A 21,450-nucleotide genomic window follows, 5' to 3' on the forward strand; every position below is an offset into this window, starting at 1 on the left:
GGCTCAGCCTTTCGAGAACATGCTCAGCATGCGGCGGGTGACGGCGAAGCCGCCGAAGACGTTCACGCTGGTCAGCAGGATCGCCACGAAGGACAGCACGGTGACCAGGGTGCTCTCGTGCCCGATCTGCAGCAGCGCGCCGATCACGACGATGCCGGAGATCGCGTTGGTCACCGACATCAGCGGCGTGTGCAGGGCGTGGTGGACCTTGCCGATCACGTAGTAGCCGATCACCACGGCGAGCGCGAACACCGTGAAGTTCTCCGCCAGTTGGGCCGGGGCGAAGGCGACCAGCAGGAACAGCGCGAGCATCCCGGCGCCGATCAGGCCGAACCGGACGGCGGGGGTCACCCGTGAGGGCGCGGGGGCGGCCGGGGCCGGGGGAGCGGCGGGGGCGGCGGGCGCCGCCGAGACGGCGACCGGCGGGGGCGGCCAGGTGGTCTCGCCGTCCCGCACGACCGTCACGGCGCGCTGCACCACGTCCTCGAAGTCGACCGCCAACTGCCCGTCCTTGCCGGGCGTCAGCAGCTTCAGCAGGTTCACCAGGTTGGTGCCGAACAGCTGCGAGGCCTGCGCGGGCAGCCGGGACGCCAGGTCGGTGTAGCCGATCAGGGTCACCCCGTTGTCGGTGACCACTGTCCGGCCGGGCACCGTCCCGGCGACGTTGCCGCCCTGGGCGGCCGCCATGTCGACGACCACGCTGCCGGGCTTCATCGCCGCCACGTCCTCGGCGGTCAGCAGCTTCGGCGCGGGCCGGCCCGGGATCAGCGCCGTGGTGATCACGATGTCCACGTCCGCGGCCTGGGCCCGGTACAGCTCGGCGGCGGCCCGGTCGTAGTCCGCCGAGGTGGCCTTCGCGTACCCGTCGGTGCTCGCCTCCTGGGCGACCTGCACGGCCAGGTACTCGCCGCCCAGCGACTTGACCTGGTCGGCCACCTCGGGGCGCGGGTCGGTGGCCCGGACGACCGCGCCCAGGCTGGACGCGGCGCCGACCGCGGCCAGCCCGGCCACCCCCGCGCCCGCCACCAGCACCTTCGCGGGCGGGACCTTGCCCGCCGCGGTGACCTGCCCGGTGAAGAACCGGCCGAAGGCGTGCGCGGCCTCGATGACGGCCCGGTACCCGGCGATGTTGGCCATCGAGCTGAGCACGTCCATCGACTGCGCCCGGGAGATCCGCGGCACCGCGTCCAGCGACAGCGCCGTCACCCCGCGCTCCGCCAGCGCCGCCAGCAGCTCCGGGTGCTGGGCGGGCGCCAGCAGCCCCACCAGGGTGGCGCCCCCGCGCAGCCGGGCCACCTCGGCGTCCGACGGCGCGTTCACCTTCAGCACCACGTCGGCCGCCCAGGCGTCCCCGACGGCGGCGCCCGCCGCCGCGTACGCCGCGTCGTCGAACCCGGACGCCGCGCCCGCCCCCGGGTCGACGACCACGTCGTAGCCGAGGGCCAGCAGGCCGCGCACGGTGGCCGGGGTCGCCGCGACCCGGGTCTCCCCGGGGGCGGACTCGGCGACCACGCCGACCCGTTGGGGCGGGCGGGCGGAGGAGTCGTATCCAGACATCGCTCGTTCTCTCTCGTCGGAGGAGGTGGTGCCGGACGTGTTCCGTGATCGAAGGGGAGTACTCCCCCCGGTCGCAGGAACCTAGACTCCCGACCCCTCCCGGCAGAACGGGGCGAACGGTGAAATGTGTCACCACAACTCCCACCGACCGGACTACACCCGCCCCCGGCCCGCGCTCCGCAGCTCGGGGCGGGAACGGCCGCGAGGTTGCGGTCCGGTAACGGGCCGCGCCCGGCCGGGCGGTGAGCAATTCGGCCGCGAACCGGGCGAAAGGCCCGGACGGTCGGATTTCCGCCGGACGTGCGGCCGGACCAGGAAGGCGGCGGCGGTGGGGAGTCGGCTCGGCCGTGCCCTAGCATGGCGGTGCTCTCCGTCCTGGGAAAACGGACAGCTTCGCCGCCAGGGGGTGTGTTTCGGCGCGCGACCTCCCTTCGTCCACCATGGAGTTCTCGCCATGACCCGTCTCCGGCGTCGGCTGGTCGACCTCGCGGTTTTCGTCTTCGTGCTGGCGCTGCTCGCGCTGCTCTCCGGCATCCTCGAGATCGACCCGGGCAAGGTCACCACGTCGGGGCACTACGTGTGGCAGGCGCAGGCGTGGCTGGACGGCCGGTTCGACCTCGGTCCGAGCCCCGGTCCGTGGGTGGTCGACGACAAGATCACCGTGAACGGCCACTACTACCTGATGTACCCGCCGCTCCCGGCCGTGGTCATGCTGCCGTTCGTGTGGCTGCTGGGCGACGGCTTCAGCGACGTCTGGTTCACCTGGGGGGTGGCGGCGCTCGTCGCGGTGCTGATGTTCCGCACCCTGGAGTCGATGCGGCACCGCCGGATCACCCGGCGCACCACGCTGGAGAACCTCGTCCTCACCGCGGTCTTCGGCTTCGGCACGATCGTGCTGTGGCTGTCGCTCGGCGGGAAGGTCTGGTTCACCGGGCAGTTGATGAGCACCGCCGGGATCGTCCTGGTGCTGCACAGCACGATCTGCCGCCGCTGGTGGCTGGCCTGGCTGGGCGTCGGCCTGATCGCGCTGACCCGCACCACCGAGGTGATGGTCGGCGTCGTCCCGGCCCTGGTCCACCTCCGCGACCTGGGCGTGGGCTGCCGGACCGCCGGGCGGTGGAACTTCCGTCCCGTCCGCCTGCCCTCACCGCGCGAGGTCGCGGCCGCCGTGCTCCCGCTCGCGGTCTGCGGCGCGATCCTGCTGGCCCGCAACAAGCTGTACTTCGGCAGCGTCACCAGCACCGGCTACGACATCCACACCGCCAACGACATCGTCACCTTCCCGTACGGGCTGATGAGCTGGCACTACGTCTGGCCGAACTTCGTCATCGACTTCCTGCGCTTCCCCGACTTCCACTTCACCGGCGTCAACGACGCGCACCCGGTGATGAGCCTGCGGGCCGGCGGCATGGGCACCAGCATCTTCTTCAGCACCCCGCTGATGCTGCTGTTCCTGGTCTCCTCGCAGGGCAGGGCCGCCGACCGCTGGATGCGGGCCGTGATGTGGACGGGCACCGTCGCCCTGTTCGTGCCCGTCATCCTGTTCCAGGCGGCCGGCTACGACCAGGTCGGCGCCCGCTACCTGCTCCCGGTCTACCCGACGCTGTTCCTGCTGCTGGCGATGCGCGCCGACCGGATCGGCCCCCGCTGGGTGACGCTCGCCGGGCTGGGCGTCCTCAGCAACGTCCTGCTGGCCAAGGCGTTCTGGGCCGGCCCGCTGAAGAGCCAGTGGGTCAGCGGACCGAGCAGCCGGTTCGCCTGGGGCACCGCCGCGATCGTCATGACCGTCTGCGTCCTGACCTGCTGGCTGCTCGCCGCGGAACGCCCCGCGCCCACCGCCGCGCGACCCCCCGGGCCGGACCCCGGGTCCGCCCCCGAGCCCACCGCCGCGGAACCCGCAGCGGCGTCCTGAGCGCCCCCGAGACCGCTCCCCGCACCTCGCCCGCGCCACTCACAGACAGACGGTCCTCCCCCCGAGGGCCATGAACCGAGGAACTGGCCAGACATGGAACCCAGTGACACGCAGGCCGAACCGAAGCCGGGGACGGTCGTCATCGGTGCCGGTCCCGCCGGCCTGACCGCCGCGTACGACCTGACCAAGCACGGCTTCCCGGCCCGGGTCTTCGAGGCGGACGACGTCGTCGGCGGCATATCCCGGACCGCGGAGCGCGACGGCTGGCGCTTCGACATCGGCGGCCACCGCTTCTTCACCAAGGTCGCCGCCGTCGAGGCGCTCTGGCACGAGATCCTCCCCGACGAGGACTTCCTGCTGCGCCCGCGGATGAGCCGCATCTTCTACCGCGGTCGGCTCTTCGACTACCCGCTGAAGGCGGGCAACGCGCTCAAGGGACTCGGCGTGTTCGAGGCCGCGCGCTGCATCGGCTCGTACTTCTGGGCCCGGGTGCGGCCGCCGGAGGACCAGTCGCACTTCGAGGGCTGGGTCACCGCCCGCTTCGGCCGCCGGCTGTTCTCGATCTTCTTCAAGACCTACACCGAGAAGGTCTGGGGCATGAGGACCACGGAGCTCCAGGCCGACTGGGCCGCGCAGCGGATCAAGAACCTGTCGCTGATGGCGGCGATCAAGAACGCGGTGCTGCCGAGCCGGAACCAGAAGGACATCACGTCCCTCATCGAGGAGTTCCAGTACCCGAAGTACGGCCCGGGCATGATGTGGGAGACCGCGACCGACAAGGTCCGCGCCCAGGGCGGCACGGTCGAGACGAGCACCCGCGTCGAGAAGGTCACCTGGGAGCAGGGCAAGGGCGCGGTCTCCGTCACCGTGGCCGGGCCCGGCGGCGAGGTCTCGCACGTCCCGGCCGAGCACGTGGTGTCCTCCACCCCGATCTCGCACCTGGTCCGGATCATGGAGCCGGCCGCACCGGCCGAGGTGATCGCGGCCGCGGACGACCTGCGCTACCGCGACTTCCTGACCGTCGCGCTGGTCGTCCCGGAGAAGGACGGCTTCCCGGACAACTGGATCTACATCCACAGCCCGGGCGTCAAGGTCGGCCGGATCCAGAACTTCGGCTCCTGGTCGCCGTACCTGGTCAAGGAGGGGCGCACCTGCCTCGGCCTGGAGTACTTCGTCAACGAGGGCGACGAACTCTGGAACACGACCGACGAGGGGCTGGTCGCGCTCGGCACCGCCGAGCTGGAGCAGCTGGGCCTGACCAAGCCGGGCAGAGTCGAGGCCGGTTACGCGGTGCGCATCCACAAGGCGTACCCGATCTACGACGACCGCTACCAGGCGGCCCTGGAGGTCATCCGGGCCTGGCTGGCCGGGGCCGTGCCGAACGTGCACCCGGTCGGGCGCAACGGCATGCACCGGTACAACAACCAGGACCACTCGATGATGACCGCGCTGCTGACCGCGGAGAACATCCGCACCGGCTCCGCCCACGACGTGTGGGAGGTCAACGTCGAGGAGGAGTACCACGAGGAGGGCGGCGACTCCGAGCGCTCCACCCCCGCGGGCACCGGCCGCGACGCGCCGTTCGTGCCGCGCCAGGAGGCGGGCGGGCGCGCCTCCGTCTGAAGGCAGCCGGCAGGGGGGCGGGGCGGGCGGGGCGGGGCACGACGGCGGGCAGGTCGCAGTGGACCAGCGCGCCGATGCCCCACCGACGGCCGCCCCGGCACTGACTGACCGTCAGTCCCCCCTGCCACGCTTCCCCCATGACCGACACCGGCACCACCGCGCAGCGCACCGACTGGCACACCACCCACCTCGGCAGCCAGCCCATCCCCGTCCACTGCGGCCGCCTCGCCTACGACATCGACCTCGGCGAATGGGAGTGCGCCTGGTGCGACGACCGCATCCACGTCCGCAACGTCCCGGGCTGGCCCCACCCCGTCCGGCTCCCGCAGTGACCTCCCGGCCCCGGGGCGCTCGGCGAGGGGGCGGCCCCCGTCAGGAGACGGCGCCCGGGACGGCACGGGGGCTACTTGGTCCGGATGACCTTGTCGGACGGCGGCGGCACCGCCCGGACCGGCTGGTCGAACTCGCTGAACTTCATGCTGGTGCTGCCGTTGTCGGTCTCCAGCGAGAGCAGGCGGGGCTCGGCGTCCGCGCTGAACAGGACCGGGGCGCCCGCCTTGTTCCCCTCGAACAGCTTGAAGCTGAGCATGTTGACGCCGTCGACGCTCACGGGCAGCGCCTTGGCCTTGATGCCCGTGGCCACCGGGCTCTCGAACGCGGCCTGTCCCGCGGTCTCCTGGACCGGCAGGGCCAGGTCGCAGAACCGGGTGAACTCCACACCCAGGTCGGCTCCCGCCTTGGGGAAGAGGAACCATTGGTCGTCGAGGCCGGTGTCCCCGCCGGGGGTGTCGAGTCCGGCGAGGAACGCGGCGTCGGGCTTGAGCCACACGTCGCCGTCGCTGTTGCGGACCACCTGCCCGCCGCCCGAGCCCTCGACGGTCATCGTGCCGGTGCAGTTGCCGGCCCGGTCGACCGAGAGGGCGCCGGTGGTCCGGCCGGCGGGGGCGGCCTGCGAGAAGGTGATCTTGACGGAGCCGAGCTTCGCCCCGGCGGTACGGGCCTTCGCCACGACCTCGTCCGGGGTCGGACCCGCCGGGCTGCTGCTCGCCGCGACGGGGGAGGCGGGGGCGGAGGCGGGGGCGGAGGCGGGGGCGTCGGCCCCGCCGGACTTCTCCGGGCCGCAGGCGGTGAGCAGGACGACCGCGGTGACGGACAGCGTGGTGGCTGCGAGCAGCCGGTTGGTGCGCATCGGTGGTGCTTCCGGTTCTTCGAGGGACGTTCGATCGCGCAAGCTTGACAGCCACCCGGGGCCGTTCGTGCCCCGCCCCCCGCAGGCACCTCGGGCGGCGTGCGGCCGACGGGCTGCGACGCGGCCGAGGACGGCGATGGCCAGGGCCACGCTGCCGGTGCCGGACCCGGAGTGGAACGGGCAGGCGCCGAAAGCGAGTTGGACCGTCCTGGGGGCTGCCCCCGCCGGCCGGGGGAACGACGCAGCGGGGCCCGGGGACCACGACGGTCTCCGGGCCCCGTCCGAGGGGTGTCAGGCGGGGGTCAGCACTTGGTGGCGGGCCTGTCGCGGGTCACCAGGTCGGTGGAGCCGGTGGTGCCGTCGAGCCACAGGACGCGCTTGCCGGTGTCGGCGGCGGGGTAGACCTGGTCGCCGCGGTTGCAGGAGAGGCGCTGGGCTTCGCCCTTGCCGGTGGCGGGGAGCTGGTAGAGCTTCGGGAGGGTGGTGTTGGACCAGGTGGTGGCCGGGGGGAGGTCCAGGACGGTGACGGTGTCCTCGGAGGCGGTGAGGGAGTAGGCGTAGAGGGAGGCGGGGCCGTCCTCGGGGAGGAGGGTGGTGGGGTTGCCGCCGTCGAGGGCGGCGCGTTCCACGGAGGCCTTGCCGCCGTCCTGGGTGTTCGTGTCGCGGATCCACAGCACGCCGTCGCCGGTGAGGGCGGTCTGGCCGACGCCCATGGTGGCGGACGGGTCGCCGGGCAGCAGGACGGTGGTGCCGGTGGCGAGGTCGTAGACCTCGGCGCCGAGCTTGAAGCCGGTCGGGTCGCTCCACATCTTGGCGTAGGCGATCTTGCCGCCGCGCAGCGAGGCGAAGGCGGTGGCGAGGTCGTGGCGGCCGTTGTCGACCATGCCGGTGGCGCCGGTCCGCAGGTTGATGTACGCGACGTGCTGCAGGCCGGTGTACGGGTCGATCACGGCGTACGCGGCGTAGTCGCCGTCGACCGTCAGCGAGGTCAGCGCGGTGCCGGAGTGGCCGACGGTCCGGACCAGGCCGCCGGAGACGGCGCGGGCCTTGATCGCGATGGAGGAGGGCCCGTACTCGGCCCAGACCACGGTGGTGCCGTCGGTGTCGGGGTAGACCGCGTAGTTGCCGGTGTTCTCGCTGACCTGCTGCGGGGCGCCCTTGCCGTCGGTGCGGCCGATCCACACCGAGTACGGTTCCTCGGCGCTGGCGTTGGAGCGGGAGACCGCGTAGTAGCCGCCGCCCGCGCCGACGCCGGTGCCCGCCGTGTTGAGGCCGGTGAGCAGGGTGGTGGTGTCGACGCCGAGCTTCTTCTCCCAGCCCGCGGTGATCCCGTGGTCGTCGAAGGCCTTGGTGACGACGGCGAGCTGGGCCTTGGTCGCGCCGCGCTCCTTCGCCGCGGCGACGACCGCGTCGCGGCCGTCGGTGAAGCCGTCGAGCGGCGTCATGTAGGCGGTCAGGGCGCGGTAGACGGTCTGGTCGGCGAAGTCCGCGCCGAGGTTCTGCCGGATGTCCCACAGGGCGCCGGAGAAGATGGTGGAGTTGAGGTGCACGCCGCCGTTGTCGCCGCGGTAGGTGACGCCGACGAAGTCGTCCTGGGTGGTGGCGCCGTCGTCGAGGTCGCGCAGCGCGCAGTCGCGCGGGGCGAGGTTCGTGCAGAGGTCCTCGCCGAGCAGGGACGCGTCCGGGTCGGTCATCGGGACGTGGTTGGACTCGACGTCGATCGCGTTGCCGAAGTAGTCGGCGAGCGCCTCGTTCATCGCGCCGGACTGGCCGACGTACACCAGGCCCGCGCTGTGCTGGACCACGCCGTGGGTCATCTCGTGGCCGACCACGTCGGTGTCGGCGGAGAAGGTGCGGTAGTCGCCGCCGCCCTGGCCGTACACCATCTTGGTGCCGTCCCAGAAGGCGTTGTTGTAGGGCTGCCCGTTGCTGACCACGCCGACCAGGGACTGGATGAAGCCGCCCTTGCCGTCCAGGCTGTCCCGGCCGAACTTCGCGTGGTAGTAGTCGTAGACCTGGTGGGCGGCCCAGTGGGCGTCCACCGCGCCGGAGTCGGTCAGGTCCGCGCCCAGCTCCGGGGTGGCGGGGCGGAAGGTCTGGATGCCGCTGGGCCAGCCGCCGGAGGCGCTGGAGGCCTCCTTGCCGCGGGCGTCGTAGGTGGCGAGCAGGACGCCGCTGTACGGGGTGGCCGGGTCGCGGAAGCCGTAGTCGATCGTCTGGTAGGCGCCGTCGATGCCCTGGTACAGGTTGAGTTCGACCTGCTGCCCGTCGTAGCGGGTGCCGGTGCCCTTGACGACCAGCTGCTGCGGGACGGCGTCGAGGGCCGGGCCCGCGCCGGTGGCGCCGTCCCCGGCGGCGGGCGCGGTGGCGTCCGTCGCGCCGAAGGTCCGCAGGGAGCTGTACTGCAGCAGCGGGAAACCGGTGCGCGCGTCGACGTACACCTCCTGCTGGACGGGCTGCCCGTCGGTGGGGCTGCTGCCGGTGACGACCACGTGCCGGGCCAGTACGCCGCTGCCCTGCGGAAGGATCGTCAGGCCCTGGTCGGTTCCGGTGAGTTGAGGCACCGTCAGCTTCCCGGCGGGGCGGGTCAGCGGGCCGTCGCCGAGCTGCCGGGTCACGGCGGCGACGGCGCGGTCGACCGCGGTCGGCGTCGACACCGCGGGCGTGACGGTGGGCAGCGCGAGCCCGGTGAAGTACCGGCCGGAGGTGCCGGTGACGGCCCGCTTGCCGTTCTTCTTCGTCATCCGCACCACGTACTCGCCGCCGAGCACCGGCACGCCCCGGTAGTTCTGCTGGAGCCGGACGGTCTCTCGGTCGCCCTCGGTCTCGGTGGAGACGGTGGCCAGGTCCTGCGCCGGGTCCGCGATGTGGTACCGGTCGTGCTTCGCCGCGAGGTGGCCGCGGGCCGCGTCCGCCGCGGGGACGCCGGCGTCCACCGCCTCGTCGAGGCCGGTGACCAGTTCCGGGGTGGTGGTCGGGGTGGTGCCCGTCCCGGCGGCGGGTATCGCGTCGGCCGGCGCGGTGGCGGCGGCGGCGTCGGCACGGGCGGTCGCCGCGGTCGGCAGGAGCAGCGCGGCGGCGGCGAGCAGGGCGGTGACGCCGGTGCCGGCGGCCGCGCCGGAGCGGCGGCGTCCGGGGGGTTGGGTGCGCAAGGCGGATCCCTTTCCGTTGGGGCGGAATTCCTGGGGGAGCGCCCACATCGAAGTACGCGGCGACGGCCCGGACAACGGATCCCGGACGTCGAATAGTGGGCATGCACACTTGCGGACGCGCCACCGGTCAGGTCAAGATCCCTGACTGTGAACTGGCCTGACGACGCCTCCGACTGGGCAGAACTCGGTCTCGGGCCCGACGAACTGGCGCTCTACGAGGCGCTCCTGGCCCCGCCGCCGACCGCCCCGACCGACGGGGCGGCCGTTCCGGCCGACGGGGCGGCGACCCCGTTCGACGGGGCGGCCGCCGCGGCGGGCCTGCCGCCGCAGCGGGCCCGGGCCGCGCTCGGCGCGCTGCGGCGCGCCGGGTTCGTGCTGCCCGCGGTCCCCGGCGAGCGGTGGCCGGGCGTGCTGCCGCCCGCGACCGCGCTGCGCAGCCTGATCCAGCTGCGGCAGGCCGAACTGCTGGGCCGCTCGGCCCGGTTGGAGGTGGTCAGCGCCTCGGTGGACCGGCTGGCCGCGCAGCTGTCCGGCGGCGTCCCGGAGGGGCGGACCCCGGGCATCGAGACCGTCCGCGGCCGGGCGGCGATCGCGGCCCGGGTGCAGGCGCTGGTCGCCTCCGCGACCAGCGAGCTCACCCTGCTCGACCGGCCGCCCTACACCTCCCGGGACGGCGACGGCCCCCCGGCCCCGCTGGGCGTGACCGAGCTGGTCGAGCGCGGGGTCACCGTCCGGGCGGTGGTCGACCGGGAGGGCCTGGACTTCCCCGGCCGGGCCCGCGAGCTCAACGAACTCGCCGACCGGGGCGTGGAGATCAGGATCGCCGCGGACCTGCCGACCAAGCTGATCGTGGTCGACGGCCGGATCAGCCTGCTGCCGCCCACCGACGCGGTCGACCCGACCGCCTCCGCGCTGGTGGTCAAGGACACCACCCTGCACCACGTCCTGGTGCCGCTGTTCGAACTGGTCTGGGAGCGGGCCATCCCGATCGGCGGCGACAGCCGCGACGGCGCCACCGCGCAGGACCGGGAGATCCTCACCCTGCTGGCCTCCGGCTTCAAGGACGAGGCGATCGCCCGCCGGCTGGACGTCCACGTGCACACCGTCCGCCGCCGGATCAAGGCCCTGCTGCTGGTGCTCGACGCGGAGACCCGCTTCCAGGCCGGGGTGCAGGCGCTGCGCCGGGGCTGGCTCACGGTCTGACCCGGCCGCGCGGTCTGCGCCTCCCGCAGACCCCGCGGACCCCGCGGACCCCGCGGACCCCGCAGACTCTGCCGCCCTAGCTGACCTGCGGTGACGTCAGTAATGCCGCAGTAACGCCCGCCGCCTAGAGTCCGGGACAAGTGCTGCGGGGCCCGGCAGGAGGAGCCGTCGTCCCCAGCGGTGCCGCTCATCCTCGGGCGCGCCGGCCGCGGACCCACCGGTCCCCCCGGCCGCCGCGCCCGTCGAGCAGCCCGACCGGTGGCGCGGAGCGGGGCCCTCTGTGGGGAGGGCCCCTCGTCCGCCCGCCGGTCGTCGGTGGGACCGGTCGGCGCACAGCACCGCGCCGGCCGGGCCGCCCCCCGACGGGGTCACGGCCCTCGGCGGGGCCACAGCCCCCGGCCGGGCTGCCCCCCGGCCGGGTCACAGCACCCGGCGCATCCAGCCGTGGGTGTCGGGGACGCGGCCGAACTGGATGTCCAGCAGGTGCTCGCGCAGGGCCAGGGTCTGCTTGCCGGGCTGGCCGTCGCCGATGGTGAAGGAGTGCTCGGGGCTCTTGAGGGCGACGATCGGGGTGACGACCGCGGCCGTCCCGGCGGCGAAGACCTCCGTGATCGTGCCGTCGGCGGCGCCCGCGCGCAGCTCCTCGACGGTGACGGGACGCTCGACCGGCGTCAGCCCGAACTTCCCGGCCAGGGTCAGCACGGTGTCGCGGGTGACGCCCTCCAGGATGGTGCCGAGGCCGGGGGTGAGCAGTTCGCCGGAGGAGGTCACCAGGCACAGGTTCATCGTGCCGGACTCCTCCAGGCGGCCCTCGCCGCCCGTCCGGTCCAGGTAGAGCACCTGGTCGCAGCCGTGCTCCCGGGCCTCCAGCTGTGCGGCCAGACCGGCCGCGTAGTTGCCGCCGCACTTGGCGTCGCCGGTGCCGCCGGGCGCCGCCCGGGTGTAGGTGCTGCTGATCCACAGGGTGACCCCGGCGACGCCGGAGGCGAAGTACGGGCCCGCCGGGCTGGCGATCACCGAGTAGACGCACCGCTCGGCGGGGCGCACCCCGAGGAAGGCCTCGGCGGCGAACATGAACGGGCGCAGGTACAGGCTCTCCTCGGTGGTCGGCACCGGCACCCACGCCTCGTCCGCCCGGACCAGGGCCTCGACGCTGGCCAGGAAGTCCGCCTCGTCCAGCACCGGCAGGGCCAGGCGGGCCGCGGAGCGCTGGAAGCGGCGGGCGTTGGCCTCCGGGCGGAACAGCCAGACGCTGCCGTCCGCGTGCCGGTACGCCTTCAGGCCCTCGAAGATCTCCTGCGCGTAGTGCAGCACGGCTGCGCTGGGGTGCAGCGAGAACGGCTCCAGCGCCCCGACCCGGGCCCCGTGCCAGCCCTCCCCGGGGGTCCACACCGCCGACGCCATGTGGTCGGTGAAGTACCGGCCGAACGCCGGGGCGGCCAGGACCGCGGCCCGTTCGGCCTCCGAGGCGGGGTGCGAACTGGGCTGCAGGGCAAAGTCGAGACTCATCGGTCCACTCCTTGAGGTCGGCGCGAGCGGGCACCCGTCCGGAGGCGGCCACCGCTCACCGGCGCTGCGGACATGCTAATGCGCCGTCAGCCGCGTCAGCGGCGTCAGCCGGGTGGACCGAGGCGGACCGGGGCGGGCCGCCGGGCGGGCAACCCCCGTGCAGGTGACGGGGGTTGCCCGCCCGGAGCGGCCGGGTGCGCGGGGTCAGTGCGCCGCCGCGGGCTGCGGGGCGCGCTCGACGGCCTCGTCGCCGGCCTCCGCGGAGTAGTCGGCGCGGCTGGTCTCGTCGGCGCCCTCGGGCGCCTTCAGGGCCCGCAGGACCAGGGTGAGCACCGCCGCGACGGCCAGGTTCAGCACGAACGCGGTCAGGCCGATGTAGCCGGTCTCGCCGATGCCGGGGATCTCCGCGCTGCTGCCGCCGAAGTGCTTGGTGGCGGGGGAGGCGATGCCCCAGGCCCGCCAGGTGCCGTAGGCCATGCCGACGGCCCAGCCCGCGAGCAGCGCCCAGCGGTGGAACCAGCGGGTGAACAGGCCCGCGACCAGGGCGACCGCGGTCTGCAGGATCCACAGCCCGCCCAGCAGCTGCATGTTGATCGCGGCCTGCTTGTCCATCACCAGCACGAACACCAGCGCGCCGACCTTCACCAGCAGCGAGGCGATCTTGGCGACCTTGGTCTCCTCGGCCGGGGTGGCGTCCGGCTTCAGGAACTCCTTGTACACGTTGCGGGTGAACAGGTTCGCCGCCGCGATCGACATGATCGCCGCCGGGACGAGCGCCCCGATCCCGATCGCCGCGAACGCGACGCCGGTGAACCAGGACGGGAACATGTCGGCGAACAGCTGCGGCACCGCCAGCTGGCTGTTGTAGCCCTTGGCGCCCTTGCTGACCCCGGCGGCGATCGCCATGAAGCCCAGCAGCGCCAGCAGGCCCAGCATCAGCGAGTACGCGGGCATGATCGCCATGTTCCGGCGCACCGTGTTGCGGGACTTCGACGCCAGCACGCCCGTCACCGAGTGCGGGTACATGAACAGCGCCAGCGCCGAGCCGAACGCCAGCGTCGCGTACGCCCACTGGCCGGTCGGCCCGACCACCAGCGAGCCGCTGGGCTTGCCGTTCGGGCCGGGGGTGGCGAACTTGTGCTGCGCGGCGTCGAAGATGTGCCCGTAGCCGCCCAGCCGCATCGGGATGTAGATCACCGCGACCGCGATCACGATGTAGATCAGCGCGTCCTTGACGAACGCGATCAGCGCCGGGGCCCGCAGGCCGGAGGAGTAGGTGTACGCGGCCAGCACGCCGAAGGCGATGAACAGCGGCAGGTCCTGGACGAACCAGTTGCCGCTGCCGCCGACGCCCAGCACGTCCAGCACGGCCTGGATGCCGACCAGTTGCAGCGCGATGTACGGCATGGTGGCCAGGATCCCGGTTAGCGCCACCGCCACCGACAGGCCGCGCGAGCCGTAGCGGCCGCGGACGAAGTCCGCCGGGGTGACGTAGCCGTGCACCCGCGACACCGACCACAGCCGGGGCAGGAACAGGAACACCAGCGGGTACGCGATGATCGTGTACGGCACCGCGAAGAAGCCCGCCGCGCCGCCCGCGTAGATGGCCGCGGGCACCGCGACGAAGGTGTACGCGGTGTACAGGTCGCCGCCGAGCAGGAACCAGGTGATCCAGGTGCCGAAGCTCCGGCCGCCCAGGCCCCACTCGTGCAGGTGCGCGGCGTCGTCGGCCCGGCGCCAGCGCGAGGCCAGGAAGCCCATCACCGTCACCAGGACGAAGAACAGCAGGAAGACCGTCATCGCGGTCCAGTCGACGTGCTTCACGCCTGGCCACCGTCCTTCGGAGCGGGCACGACGGGCGCGGCGGGCGCGTCCGCCGCGGGAGCGGACGGGGCGGCGGCGGACGGGGCAGCGGCCCGGCGGGCCGCCTCGTCACGCCGGATCAGCAGGTACGCGGTGCCGGTGAACAGCGCCGACAGCAGCACCCACAGCAGCTGGTACCAGTAGAAGAACGGCATCCCGCCGAGCTTCGGGGTGACCTTGCTGTAGGACGGCACCCACATCATCACCACGATCGGCACCAGCAGGCACAGCCCGGCCAGCACCCGGGCGGCGGAGGCCACGGGCGGTGCGCCCGAGGCAGGGACTTGGGGGGACGGGGACGGCACGGGGCGGCTCCGGAGGATGACGGGGTGTCACCTCAGTGGCACCGCAACGCACGAAGCCGTGCGTCCGCCGAGCAGTGCCCTCGGTGATCGGGAGGACCCCGCGAGGGTAGGACAGCGGAGTGACCCCTGTCACTACCCCGTTCACCAGCCGGTCCCCGGCGCCCGGCCCCGCACCGCCCCCGCCCGCCACCCGCCCGGCCCCGCACCGCACCGCCCATCCCCCGCCCGCCCACCGCCCGCCCGGTTCCGGCGGACCGCCCGGGGCCCGGCACGGCCGTGGGCATAATGACCGGCATGGGACGGACGGCGGCGTGGCCGATGACGACGTGGCGGGCGGCGGCGGGGGACTTCGGGGGGAGCGCGCGGGGCGGGCCGGTCGGCGGGGTGCTGCTCGGGCTGCTCGCGGCGCTCGCGGCCGTCGCCTCCGTCGTCGAGCTGACGGCCGCCCGCGGCCCGCTGCCGCGGCTCGCCGCCGAGCGCCTCCAGCAGACCGCGGGGAGCGGCGTCCTGGGCGTCCAACTGCTCTTCGCCGTCGGCCTGTTCGGTGCGGCCACCGCGCTGCCGCTGCTGCGCCTGCGCCCCGCCGCGGCCGGACCGGCGGTCACCGCCGCCGTCCTCGGCACGGTCGGGGCCTTCCACACCGCCACCGCCGTCGGGACCGTCGCCGTCCTGCTCGCCCACTACCGGATGGGCCGCACCGGCCGCACCCCGCTCGCGCTCGGGCTCGCGCTGCCCTTCCCGCTGCTCGCGCTCGCCGCGGCCGCCGACACCGACCTGCGGGTCCGCCTCTGGCTGCTCGCCGCGCTCGCCCCCGTCGCCGCAACCGCAGGCCTGCACCGCCGCTCCCGCGCGCAGCGCGCCGCGCACGAGCGGACCCGCGCGCTCGCCCTCGGCGCCGTCGCGGAGAACGCCGTCCGGGCCGAACGGGCCAGGATCGCCCGCGAGTTGCACGACGTGGTGGCCCACCACGTGTCGATGATCGCGGTCCGGGCCGAGACCGCCCGGCTGGCCACCCCCGACCTGCCCGCGCAGGGCGCCGAACGGCTGCTGGAGATCGGCGACGCGGCCCGCGACGCGCTCGCCGAGATGCGCCGCCTGCTCGGCGTGCTGCGCGAGGACGGGCGGGCCGCGCCCGCCCGCGCCCCGCAGCCGGGGCTGGCCGCGCTGGGCGAACTGCTGGAGCAGGCCCGCCGGGCCGGTGGCGGCACCGTCCGCCTGGTGGTGCGCGGCACGCCCGCCCCGCTCGACCCCGGCGCGGAACTCGCCGCCTACCGGATCGTCCAGGAGGCGCTGACCAACGCCCGCCGCCACGCCCCCGGCGCCGCCGTCGAGGTCGAACTGCACCACACCGCCACCGCCCTGGAGCTGCGGGTGCGCGACCACGGTCCCGGCCCGGGCGGCGGCCCCCGGCCGGGCGGCGGGCACGGCCTGACCGGCATGCGCGAGCGCGCCGCCGCGGTCGGCGGCACCCTGCGCACCGGCCCCGGCCCCGGCGGCGGCTTCGCGGTCACGGCGCACCTCCCGCGGGGGGAGGCGCGGTGAGCGCCGGGCCCGACCCGTCCCGTCCGGTCCGGATCGTCGTCGCCGACGACCACCCCGTGGTCCGCTCCGCGTTCGCCACCCTGCTGGACGGCCAGCCCGACTTCACGGTGGTCCGCACCGCGGGCGACGGCACCGAGGCCGTCCTGGCCTGCCGGGAGGAGCGCCCCGACCTCGTCCTGATGGACATCCGGATGCCCGGCACCGACGGCATCGAGGCGACCCGGCAGGTCACCGCCGAGGGCCCGCACCCGCCCCGGGTGCTCATCCTCACCACCTTCGACCTCGACGAGTACGTCTACGAGGCGCTGCGCGCCGGGGCCAGCGGCTTCCTGCTCAAGGAGTCCACCGCCGAGCGGCTCTTCGAGGCGGTCCGGGTGGTGGCCGCGGGCGACGCCCTGCTCGCCCCCGGCGTGACCCGCCGGCTGATCGCCGAGTTCGCCGCCACCCCGCCCCGCGCCGACCCCCGCGCCGACCCGCGCACCGGCCCCCGCCCGCACCCCGCCGCCGAGCGGCTGCGCACCCTCACCCCGCGCGAGACCGAGGTGCTGCTACTGGTCGCCGAGGGCCTGTCCAACCCGGAGGTCGCCGCCCGCCTCACCGTCACCGAGGAGACGGTGAAGACCCACGTCAGCCGGATCCTGGCCAAACTCGGCCTGCGCGACCGCACCCAGGCCGTGGTGACGGCCTACGAGAGCGGACTGGTGGTGCCCGGCGGCCGCGACCGGTAGCGGGGACGGCCCGACGGAGCAGACTGGACGGGGGCGGACCGATGAGTCCGCCCGCCCCGGTCCGTCTGAACCTCCGACGGCACCGACCACTCCCCGGGAGCACACCATGGGCTTCATCGACATCGAGCTGTTCACCACCCTCGACCTGGTCGGGCAGGCGCCCGGCGGCCCCGAGGAGGACCCGGCGGACGGCTTCGCCTTCGGCGGCTGGCAGGCCCCGCTGATCGACGAGGTCTCCGGGGCGCAGGTCGACGCCGCGTACGAGGGCACCGACGCGCTGCTGCTCGGGCGGCGGACGTACGACATCTTCGCCGCCTACTGGCCGAACGCCGGGGAGAACCCCTTCGCCGAGCTGTTCAACCGCGTCCCGAAGTACGTGGCCTCGCGCGGTGAGCCCGAGCTGCCCTGGGCCGGGTCCGAACTGCTCGGGCCCGACCTGCCCGCCGCCGTGCGGGAGCTCCGCGAGCGGCACGAGAAGGTCAAGGTGGTGGGCAGCCTGGACCTGGTGCAGACCCTGCTGCGGGAGAAGCTGTTCGACCGGCTCGACCTGTGGGTCCACCCGATCGTCCTCGGCAGCGGCAAGAAGGTGTTCGCCGACGGCGCCGTCCCCACCAGCCTCGCGCTGCTCGAACCGCCCGCCGCGAGCCCGCGCGGCACCGTCCTGCTGCGCTACGGCCTGGTCGAGGGCGTCCCGGAGACCGGCGACATGAGCGAACTCCAGGACTGAGGCCGGGCAGGGGGAGGGCGACGTAGCTCCTGCGGGGGACGGCGCCCTCCCGCAGGATCGCTCCCGGCCGTGACGACCCGGCGGGGGCCGGATTCCTACGCTCGGCCACCATGGAGCAGCACACCACCGATCCGGCCGGGACGATCCGCGTCACCGGCCTGCGCAAGCGGTTCGGGGCGAACCCGGCCCTGGACGGCATGACCTTCACCGTCCGCCCCGGCCAGGTCACCGGCTTCGTCGGCCCCAACGGCGCCGGGAAGTCCACCACCATGCGGGTGGTCCTCGGCCTCGACGCCCCCGACGAGGGCACCGCCCTGGTCGGCGGCCGCCCCTACCGCAGCCTGCGCCGCCCCCTCACCCACCTCGGCGCCCTGCTCGACGCGGGCGCCCTGCAACCCGGCCGCACCGCCCGCAACCACCTGCTGTGGCTGGCCCGTTCGCAGGGCATCGACGCCCGCCGGGTCGACCGGGTGCTGGCCGCCGCGGGCCTGCAGGAGGCGGCCGGACGCAGGGCCGGGCAGTTCTCGCTCGGCATGCGCCAGCGCCTGGGCATCGCCGCGGCCCTGCTCGGCGACCCGCCCGCACTGATGCTGGACGAACCCTTCAACGGCCTCGACCCCGAGGGCTTCCGGTGGATCCGCGCCCTGCTCGCCGAGCAGGCCGCCCGCGGCCGGGCGGTCCTGGTCTCCAGCCACCTGATGGGCGAACTCCAGGACACCGCCGACCACTTGGTCGTGGTCGGCCGCGGCCGGGTGATCGCCGACACCACCGTCGCCGCGCTGCTGGCCGGCGCCTCGAACGGCCGGGTCACCCTGCGCACCTCCGCCCCCGACCGGGCGGTGCGGGCCCTGGCGGGCGGCGGCGCCACCGTCAGCTCCACCGGCCCGGACACCGTCACCGCCCACGGCCTGGAGCCCGAACGGGTCGTCGCCCTGCTCACCGCCGGGGGCGTCCCGTTCGCGGAGGTTTCCGCGCACCGCGCCTCGCTGGAGGAGGCCTACCTCGAACTCACCCGGGACGCCGTCCAGTACCGGGCGACCGACGCGGGGGAGGCGGCGTGATGGTCCAACTGTCCTCCCTCGCGGGCGACTTCGCCCTGATGCTGCGCGCCGAGTGGACCAAGCTGCGCACCGTCCCCGGCTGGGTCGCCACCGCGGCGGGCGCGCTGCTCGCGATCCTGGCGGTCGGCCTGCTCGGCACCGCCGCGACCAACCCGAACCCCGTCCGCACCGGACTGCCGGTCGGCCCCGGCGGGGAGGCCGTCAACGACAGCTTCTCCTTCGTCCACCGCGAACTGTCCGGCGACGGCACCCTGACCGTCCCCGTGCTCGGCCTCACCAGCGTCACCGCCCAGGGCCCGGAGGGGAGTTCACCCGGCCCGGTGGCCGAGTGGGCGAAGGCCGGGATCATCGTCAAGGCCGGGCTCGACCAGGGCTCCACGTACGCGGCGGTCACCGCCACCGGGGCCCACGGCGTCCGCTGGCAGCACGACTACACCCACGACGCGGCCGGCCGCCCCGGCCGCCCCACCGACGCCGCCCCGCAGTGGCTGCGGCTGACCCGCACCGGCGACACCGTGACCGGCTACGACTCCGCCGACGGCGAGCACTGGACGCGGATCGGCACCGCCCGGCTCCCCGACCTGCCCGGCACCGCGCAGGTCGGCCTGTTCACCACCTCCCCGGAGACCCCCGAGGACACCGGCACCGGCACCGGCCTCGCCCCCGCCGTCGCCACCGGCCGGTTCGGACCGGCCGTCCTCTCCGGCGGCTGGGCCGAGGACCCGGGCGGCCCCGGCGGCCCGGACGACGGGTGGACCGGCAGCCTGGTCGGCACCGACGCGGGCACCTCCGGCAGCTACCTGCCGGGCGCCACGGGCGGGTACGCCCGGGACGCCGCCGGGTTCACCGTCACCGGCGCGGGCGACATCGCCCCGGTGGTCGGCGGCCCCGCCCTGGCCGGGGGACGGGTGGTGGAGAACTTCCTGGTCGGCACCTTCGCCGGGCTGACCGCCCTGGCCGTGGTCGCCACCGGCTCCGCCACCGCCGAGTACCGGCGCGGCCTGATCGCCCTCACCCTCGCCGCGGCCCCCCGCCGCGGCCTGCTCCCGCTCGCCAAGGCGCTGCCGCTCGCGGGCGTCTCCCTGCTGGTCGGCACGGCCGCCGCGGCGCTCGCCGTCCCGCTCGGCACCGCCTGGTCCACCGCGCACGGCTTCCCGGTCGCCGCCGTCCCGGACGCCGTCACCCTGCGGGTGGTGCTCGGCACCGGCCTGCTGCTCGCGGACGCCACCGTGCTCGCCCTCGCACTCGGCCTGCTGCTGCGGCGCGCCGCACCGGCGATCGCCGCGACCGTCGCGGGCCTGGTGCTGCCCTACCTGCTCGCCACCTCCGGCACGCTGCCCACCGGGGCGTCCGAGTGGCTGCTGCGGGTCACCCCGGCGGCCGGGTTCGCGATCCAGCAGAGCCTGCCCCGCCTCCCGCAGGTCTCCACCCTCTACGCGCCCGCCTCCGGCCACTACCCGCTCCCCCCGTGGACCGGACTCGCCGTCCTGACCGCCTGGGCCGCCGCCGCCCTGCTCGCGGCCGCCCTCCTGATCCGCCGGAGGGACGCGTGAAGCACCCGCCCGCCGGTACGCTCCGCCGCGCGCTGGCCGCGGAGTGGACCAAGTTCCGCACCGACGCCACCCACGCCCGGCTGCTGCTCGGCCTGGTCGTGCTGACCGCCGCGGTCGGCGCGGCCACCGCCGCCACCACCACCTGCCCCGCCCCCGGCTGCGGCGTCGACGCGCCCCGCACCGCGCTCACCGGCGTCCTGGTCGGCCAGGTCGTCGCGGTCGTGCTGGGCGTGCTGACGGCCGGGAACGAGTACCGCACCGGCATGGTCCGCACGACCCTGGCCGCGGTGCCGAGCCGCTCCGCGGTCCTGACCGCCAAGGCCGTGGTGCTGTCCGCCGCCGTCCTCGCCGCGGGCGCGCTCGCGGTGGCCGGCTCGCTGCTCGCCGCCCGGCTGCTGCTGCCCGGCAACGGCTTCACCCCCGCCCACGGCTACCCGGCGCTGTCCCTCGCCGACGGCCCCACCCTGCGGGCCGCCACCGGGTCGGTCCTCTACCTGCTGCTGGTCGCCCTGCTCGGCCTCGGCGCCGTCACCGCGACCCGCAGCTCCGCGGCCGCCACCGGCGCCGTCCTCGGCCTGCTGTTCGTCCTCCCCGCCGTGACCGCGGTCGTCGGCGACCCCGACTGGCAGCGCCACCTCCAGCAGTTCGCCCCGATGCCCGCCGGCCTCGCCGTCCAGGCCACCCTCGACACCGCCCGCCTCCCCATCGCCCCCTGGCCCGGCCTGGGCGTCCTCGCCCTGTGGACCGCCGCCGCCCTCACCCTCGGCCGCACCGCCCTGCACGCGCGGGACGCCTGACCGCACCCGTCCTCCGCACCGGAACCGCCCCACCCACCGGGCCCGGGGCGGGTCAGCCGTGCACGCCCAGGCAGAGGACGAGGACGGAGCTGCGGCGGGTCTCCACGTAGGTGGCGACGAGGGCCGGTTCGGTCTGGCAGTCCTGTTCGTTGGCGCCGTGGACCACCTTGAGGACGGTGAACTCGGCGTCGGCCGAATTGCAGTCGACCAGGCTCACGTCGGGCTTGGCGTCGTTGCCCGCGTTGTGCGCGCAGTCGCCCGCCTTGGCGGCGGCCGGGGTGTCACGCGCGAAGTAGGCGGCGGCGAGGAGCGCGGCCACGATCGCCACGACCAGACCCGCGATCTTCAGGACGCCGGGCACCCCGCGGCGGGCCCCGGGCTTCTCGGCCGGCCCCGGCCCGGCCTCCGCCCGGCGTTCGGTGGCGGGTTCGGTGGCGGGTTCGGCGTCGGCGGGTTCGGCGGCGGCGGGGATGGGCGGAGTGGTCACGGGGTTCCCTCACTGGTACGGAGCGGCACGGCAGCGTACCGCCGTGCCGCTCAAGTGCGTTGACCGGGACGGGTGGTGACGCATCCGGGACCCGCCCCGGACCCGCCCCCGGCCCGCTCCGGCGTCTGCCGGGTGACGCCCCGTCCACGCGGTGCCCGCCGGTTCCCGAACGGCCGGGTTCGCCTCACCGCCCCGGCCGGACTATCCTCGGGCCCAGGTTGCGGGCAAGGGGCCCGGAAGGT

17 protein-coding genes are annotated in these 21,450 nt (G+C 74.8%); 10 read left to right on the plus strand and 7 right to left on the minus strand.

The features are described from left to right. Nucleotides 1-3: 3 nt before the first annotated feature. A complete protein-coding gene (locus OO57_RS20950; protein WP_033254108.1) occupies nt 4-1,557 on the minus strand; it encodes a Re/Si-specific NAD(P)(+) transhydrogenase subunit alpha in 1,554 nt (517 codons plus the stop codon). 454 nt (nt 1,558-2,011) lie between these two features. Between OO57_RS20950 and OO57_RS20955 the strand changes: the two genes are divergently transcribed. The 3 genes from OO57_RS20955 (at nt 2,012) to OO57_RS20965 (ending at nt 5,424) form a co-directional block, all read left to right on the plus strand. Then, a complete protein-coding gene (locus OO57_RS20955) occupies nt 2,012-3,469 on the plus strand; it encodes a hypothetical protein (RefSeq protein WP_033254109.1) in 1,458 nt (485 codons plus the stop codon). A 93-nt stretch (nt 3,470-3,562) separates the two neighbouring features. Beyond that, entirely contained in the window at nt 3,563-5,092 is a 1,530-nt protein-coding gene (locus OO57_RS20960; protein WP_051778024.1) for an NAD(P)/FAD-dependent oxidoreductase, read from the plus strand. A 137-nt stretch (nt 5,093-5,229) separates the two neighbouring features. Next, nucleotides 5,230-5,424, plus strand: coding sequence for a hypothetical protein (locus tag OO57_RS20965; RefSeq protein ID WP_033254110.1), 195 nt, complete (start codon nt 5,230-5,232; stop codon nt 5,422-5,424). Between the two features lie 71 nt (nt 5,425-5,495). On the opposite strand, the gene OO57_RS20970 is transcribed toward OO57_RS20965, so the two are convergent. Beyond that, nucleotides 5,496-6,281: a hypothetical protein gene (locus OO57_RS20970; protein ID WP_033254111.1), complete on the minus strand. Its 786-nt coding sequence runs from the start codon at nt 6,279-6,281 to the stop codon at nt 5,496-5,498. Nucleotides 6,282-6,583: 302 nt separating this feature from the next. Beyond that, nucleotides 6,584-9,433 (minus strand): M4 family metallopeptidase, encoded by a 2,850-nt coding sequence (locus tag OO57_RS20975; protein ID WP_033254112.1) that lies wholly within the window; start codon nt 9,431-9,433, stop codon nt 6,584-6,586. Between the two features lie 147 nt (nt 9,434-9,580). Between OO57_RS20975 and OO57_RS20980 the strand changes: the two genes are divergently transcribed. After that, nucleotides 9,581-10,636 carry a helix-turn-helix transcriptional regulator gene (locus OO57_RS20980; RefSeq protein WP_033254113.1) on the plus strand — a complete coding sequence of 352 codons (1,056 nt, stop codon included), beginning with the start codon at nt 9,581-9,583 and terminating at the stop codon, nt 10,634-10,636. Nucleotides 10,637-11,056: 420 nt separating this feature from the next. Here OO57_RS20980 and OO57_RS20985 read toward each other — a convergent pair whose 3' ends face one another. The 3 genes from OO57_RS20985 to OO57_RS20995 form a co-directional block, all read right to left on the minus strand. Continuing rightward, a complete protein-coding gene (locus tag OO57_RS20985; protein WP_033254114.1) occupies nt 11,057-12,145 on the minus strand; it encodes a branched-chain amino acid aminotransferase in 1,089 nt (362 codons plus the stop codon). 204 nt (nt 12,146-12,349) lie between these two features. Beyond that, a complete protein-coding gene (gene mctP, locus OO57_RS20990) occupies nt 12,350-13,945 on the minus strand; it encodes a monocarboxylate uptake permease MctP (protein ID WP_158715181.1) in 1,596 nt (531 codons plus the stop codon). 20 nt (nt 13,946-13,965) lie between these two features. Beyond that, nucleotides 13,966-14,268, minus strand: a complete 303-nt coding sequence (locus tag OO57_RS20995) for a DUF3311 domain-containing protein (protein WP_063737611.1) — start codon at nt 14,266-14,268, stop codon at nt 13,966-13,968. 339 nt (nt 14,269-14,607) lie between these two features. Between OO57_RS20995 and OO57_RS21000 the strand changes: the two genes are divergently transcribed. From OO57_RS21000 to OO57_RS44815, 6 genes are all read left to right on the plus strand, one after another. After that, the gene (locus OO57_RS21000; RefSeq protein ID WP_234337435.1) at nt 14,608-15,855 is read left to right on the plus strand and encodes a sensor histidine kinase; all 1,248 of its coding nucleotides are present in this window, start codon (nt 14,608-14,610) and stop codon (nt 15,853-15,855) included. Next, on the plus strand, nt 15,852-16,583 hold the full coding sequence (locus OO57_RS21005; protein WP_033254116.1) for a response regulator: 732 nt from the start codon (nt 15,852-15,854) through the stop codon (nt 16,581-16,583). Before OO57_RS21000 ends, OO57_RS21005 begins: the two co-directional genes overlap by 4 nt. A gap of 106 nt (nt 16,584-16,689) precedes the next feature. Then, on the plus strand, nt 16,690-17,310 hold the full coding sequence (locus tag OO57_RS21010) for a dihydrofolate reductase family protein (protein ID WP_033254117.1): 621 nt from the start codon (nt 16,690-16,692) through the stop codon (nt 17,308-17,310). Between the two features lie 110 nt (nt 17,311-17,420). Continuing rightward, on the plus strand, nt 17,421-18,371 hold the full coding sequence (locus OO57_RS21015; protein WP_033254118.1) for an ABC transporter ATP-binding protein: 951 nt from the start codon (nt 17,421-17,423) through the stop codon (nt 18,369-18,371). Then, nucleotides 18,368-19,924 carry a hypothetical protein gene (locus OO57_RS21020; RefSeq protein WP_199811294.1) on the plus strand — a complete coding sequence of 519 codons (1,557 nt, stop codon included), beginning with the start codon at nt 18,368-18,370 and terminating at the stop codon, nt 19,922-19,924. Before OO57_RS21015 ends, OO57_RS21020 begins: the two co-directional genes overlap by 4 nt. Then, a complete protein-coding gene (locus tag OO57_RS44815) occupies nt 19,921-20,721 on the plus strand; it encodes an ABC transporter permease subunit (RefSeq protein ID WP_033254119.1) in 801 nt (266 codons plus the stop codon). Before OO57_RS21020 ends, OO57_RS44815 begins: the two co-directional genes overlap by 4 nt. A 52-nt stretch (nt 20,722-20,773) precedes the next feature. On the opposite strand, the gene OO57_RS21030 is transcribed toward OO57_RS44815, so the two are convergent. After that, nucleotides 20,774-21,208, minus strand: a complete 435-nt coding sequence (locus OO57_RS21030; RefSeq protein WP_051778027.1) for an LppU/SCO3897 family protein — start codon at nt 21,206-21,208, stop codon at nt 20,774-20,776. Nucleotides 21,209-21,450 lie beyond the last annotated feature (242 nt).

Origin of the sequence: Kitasatospora phosalacinea (genome assembly GCF_000717185.1) — a bacterium.
In the GTDB taxonomy this organism is placed as follows: domain Bacteria; phylum Actinomycetota; class Actinomycetes; order Streptomycetales; family Streptomycetaceae; genus Kitasatospora; species Kitasatospora phosalacinea_A.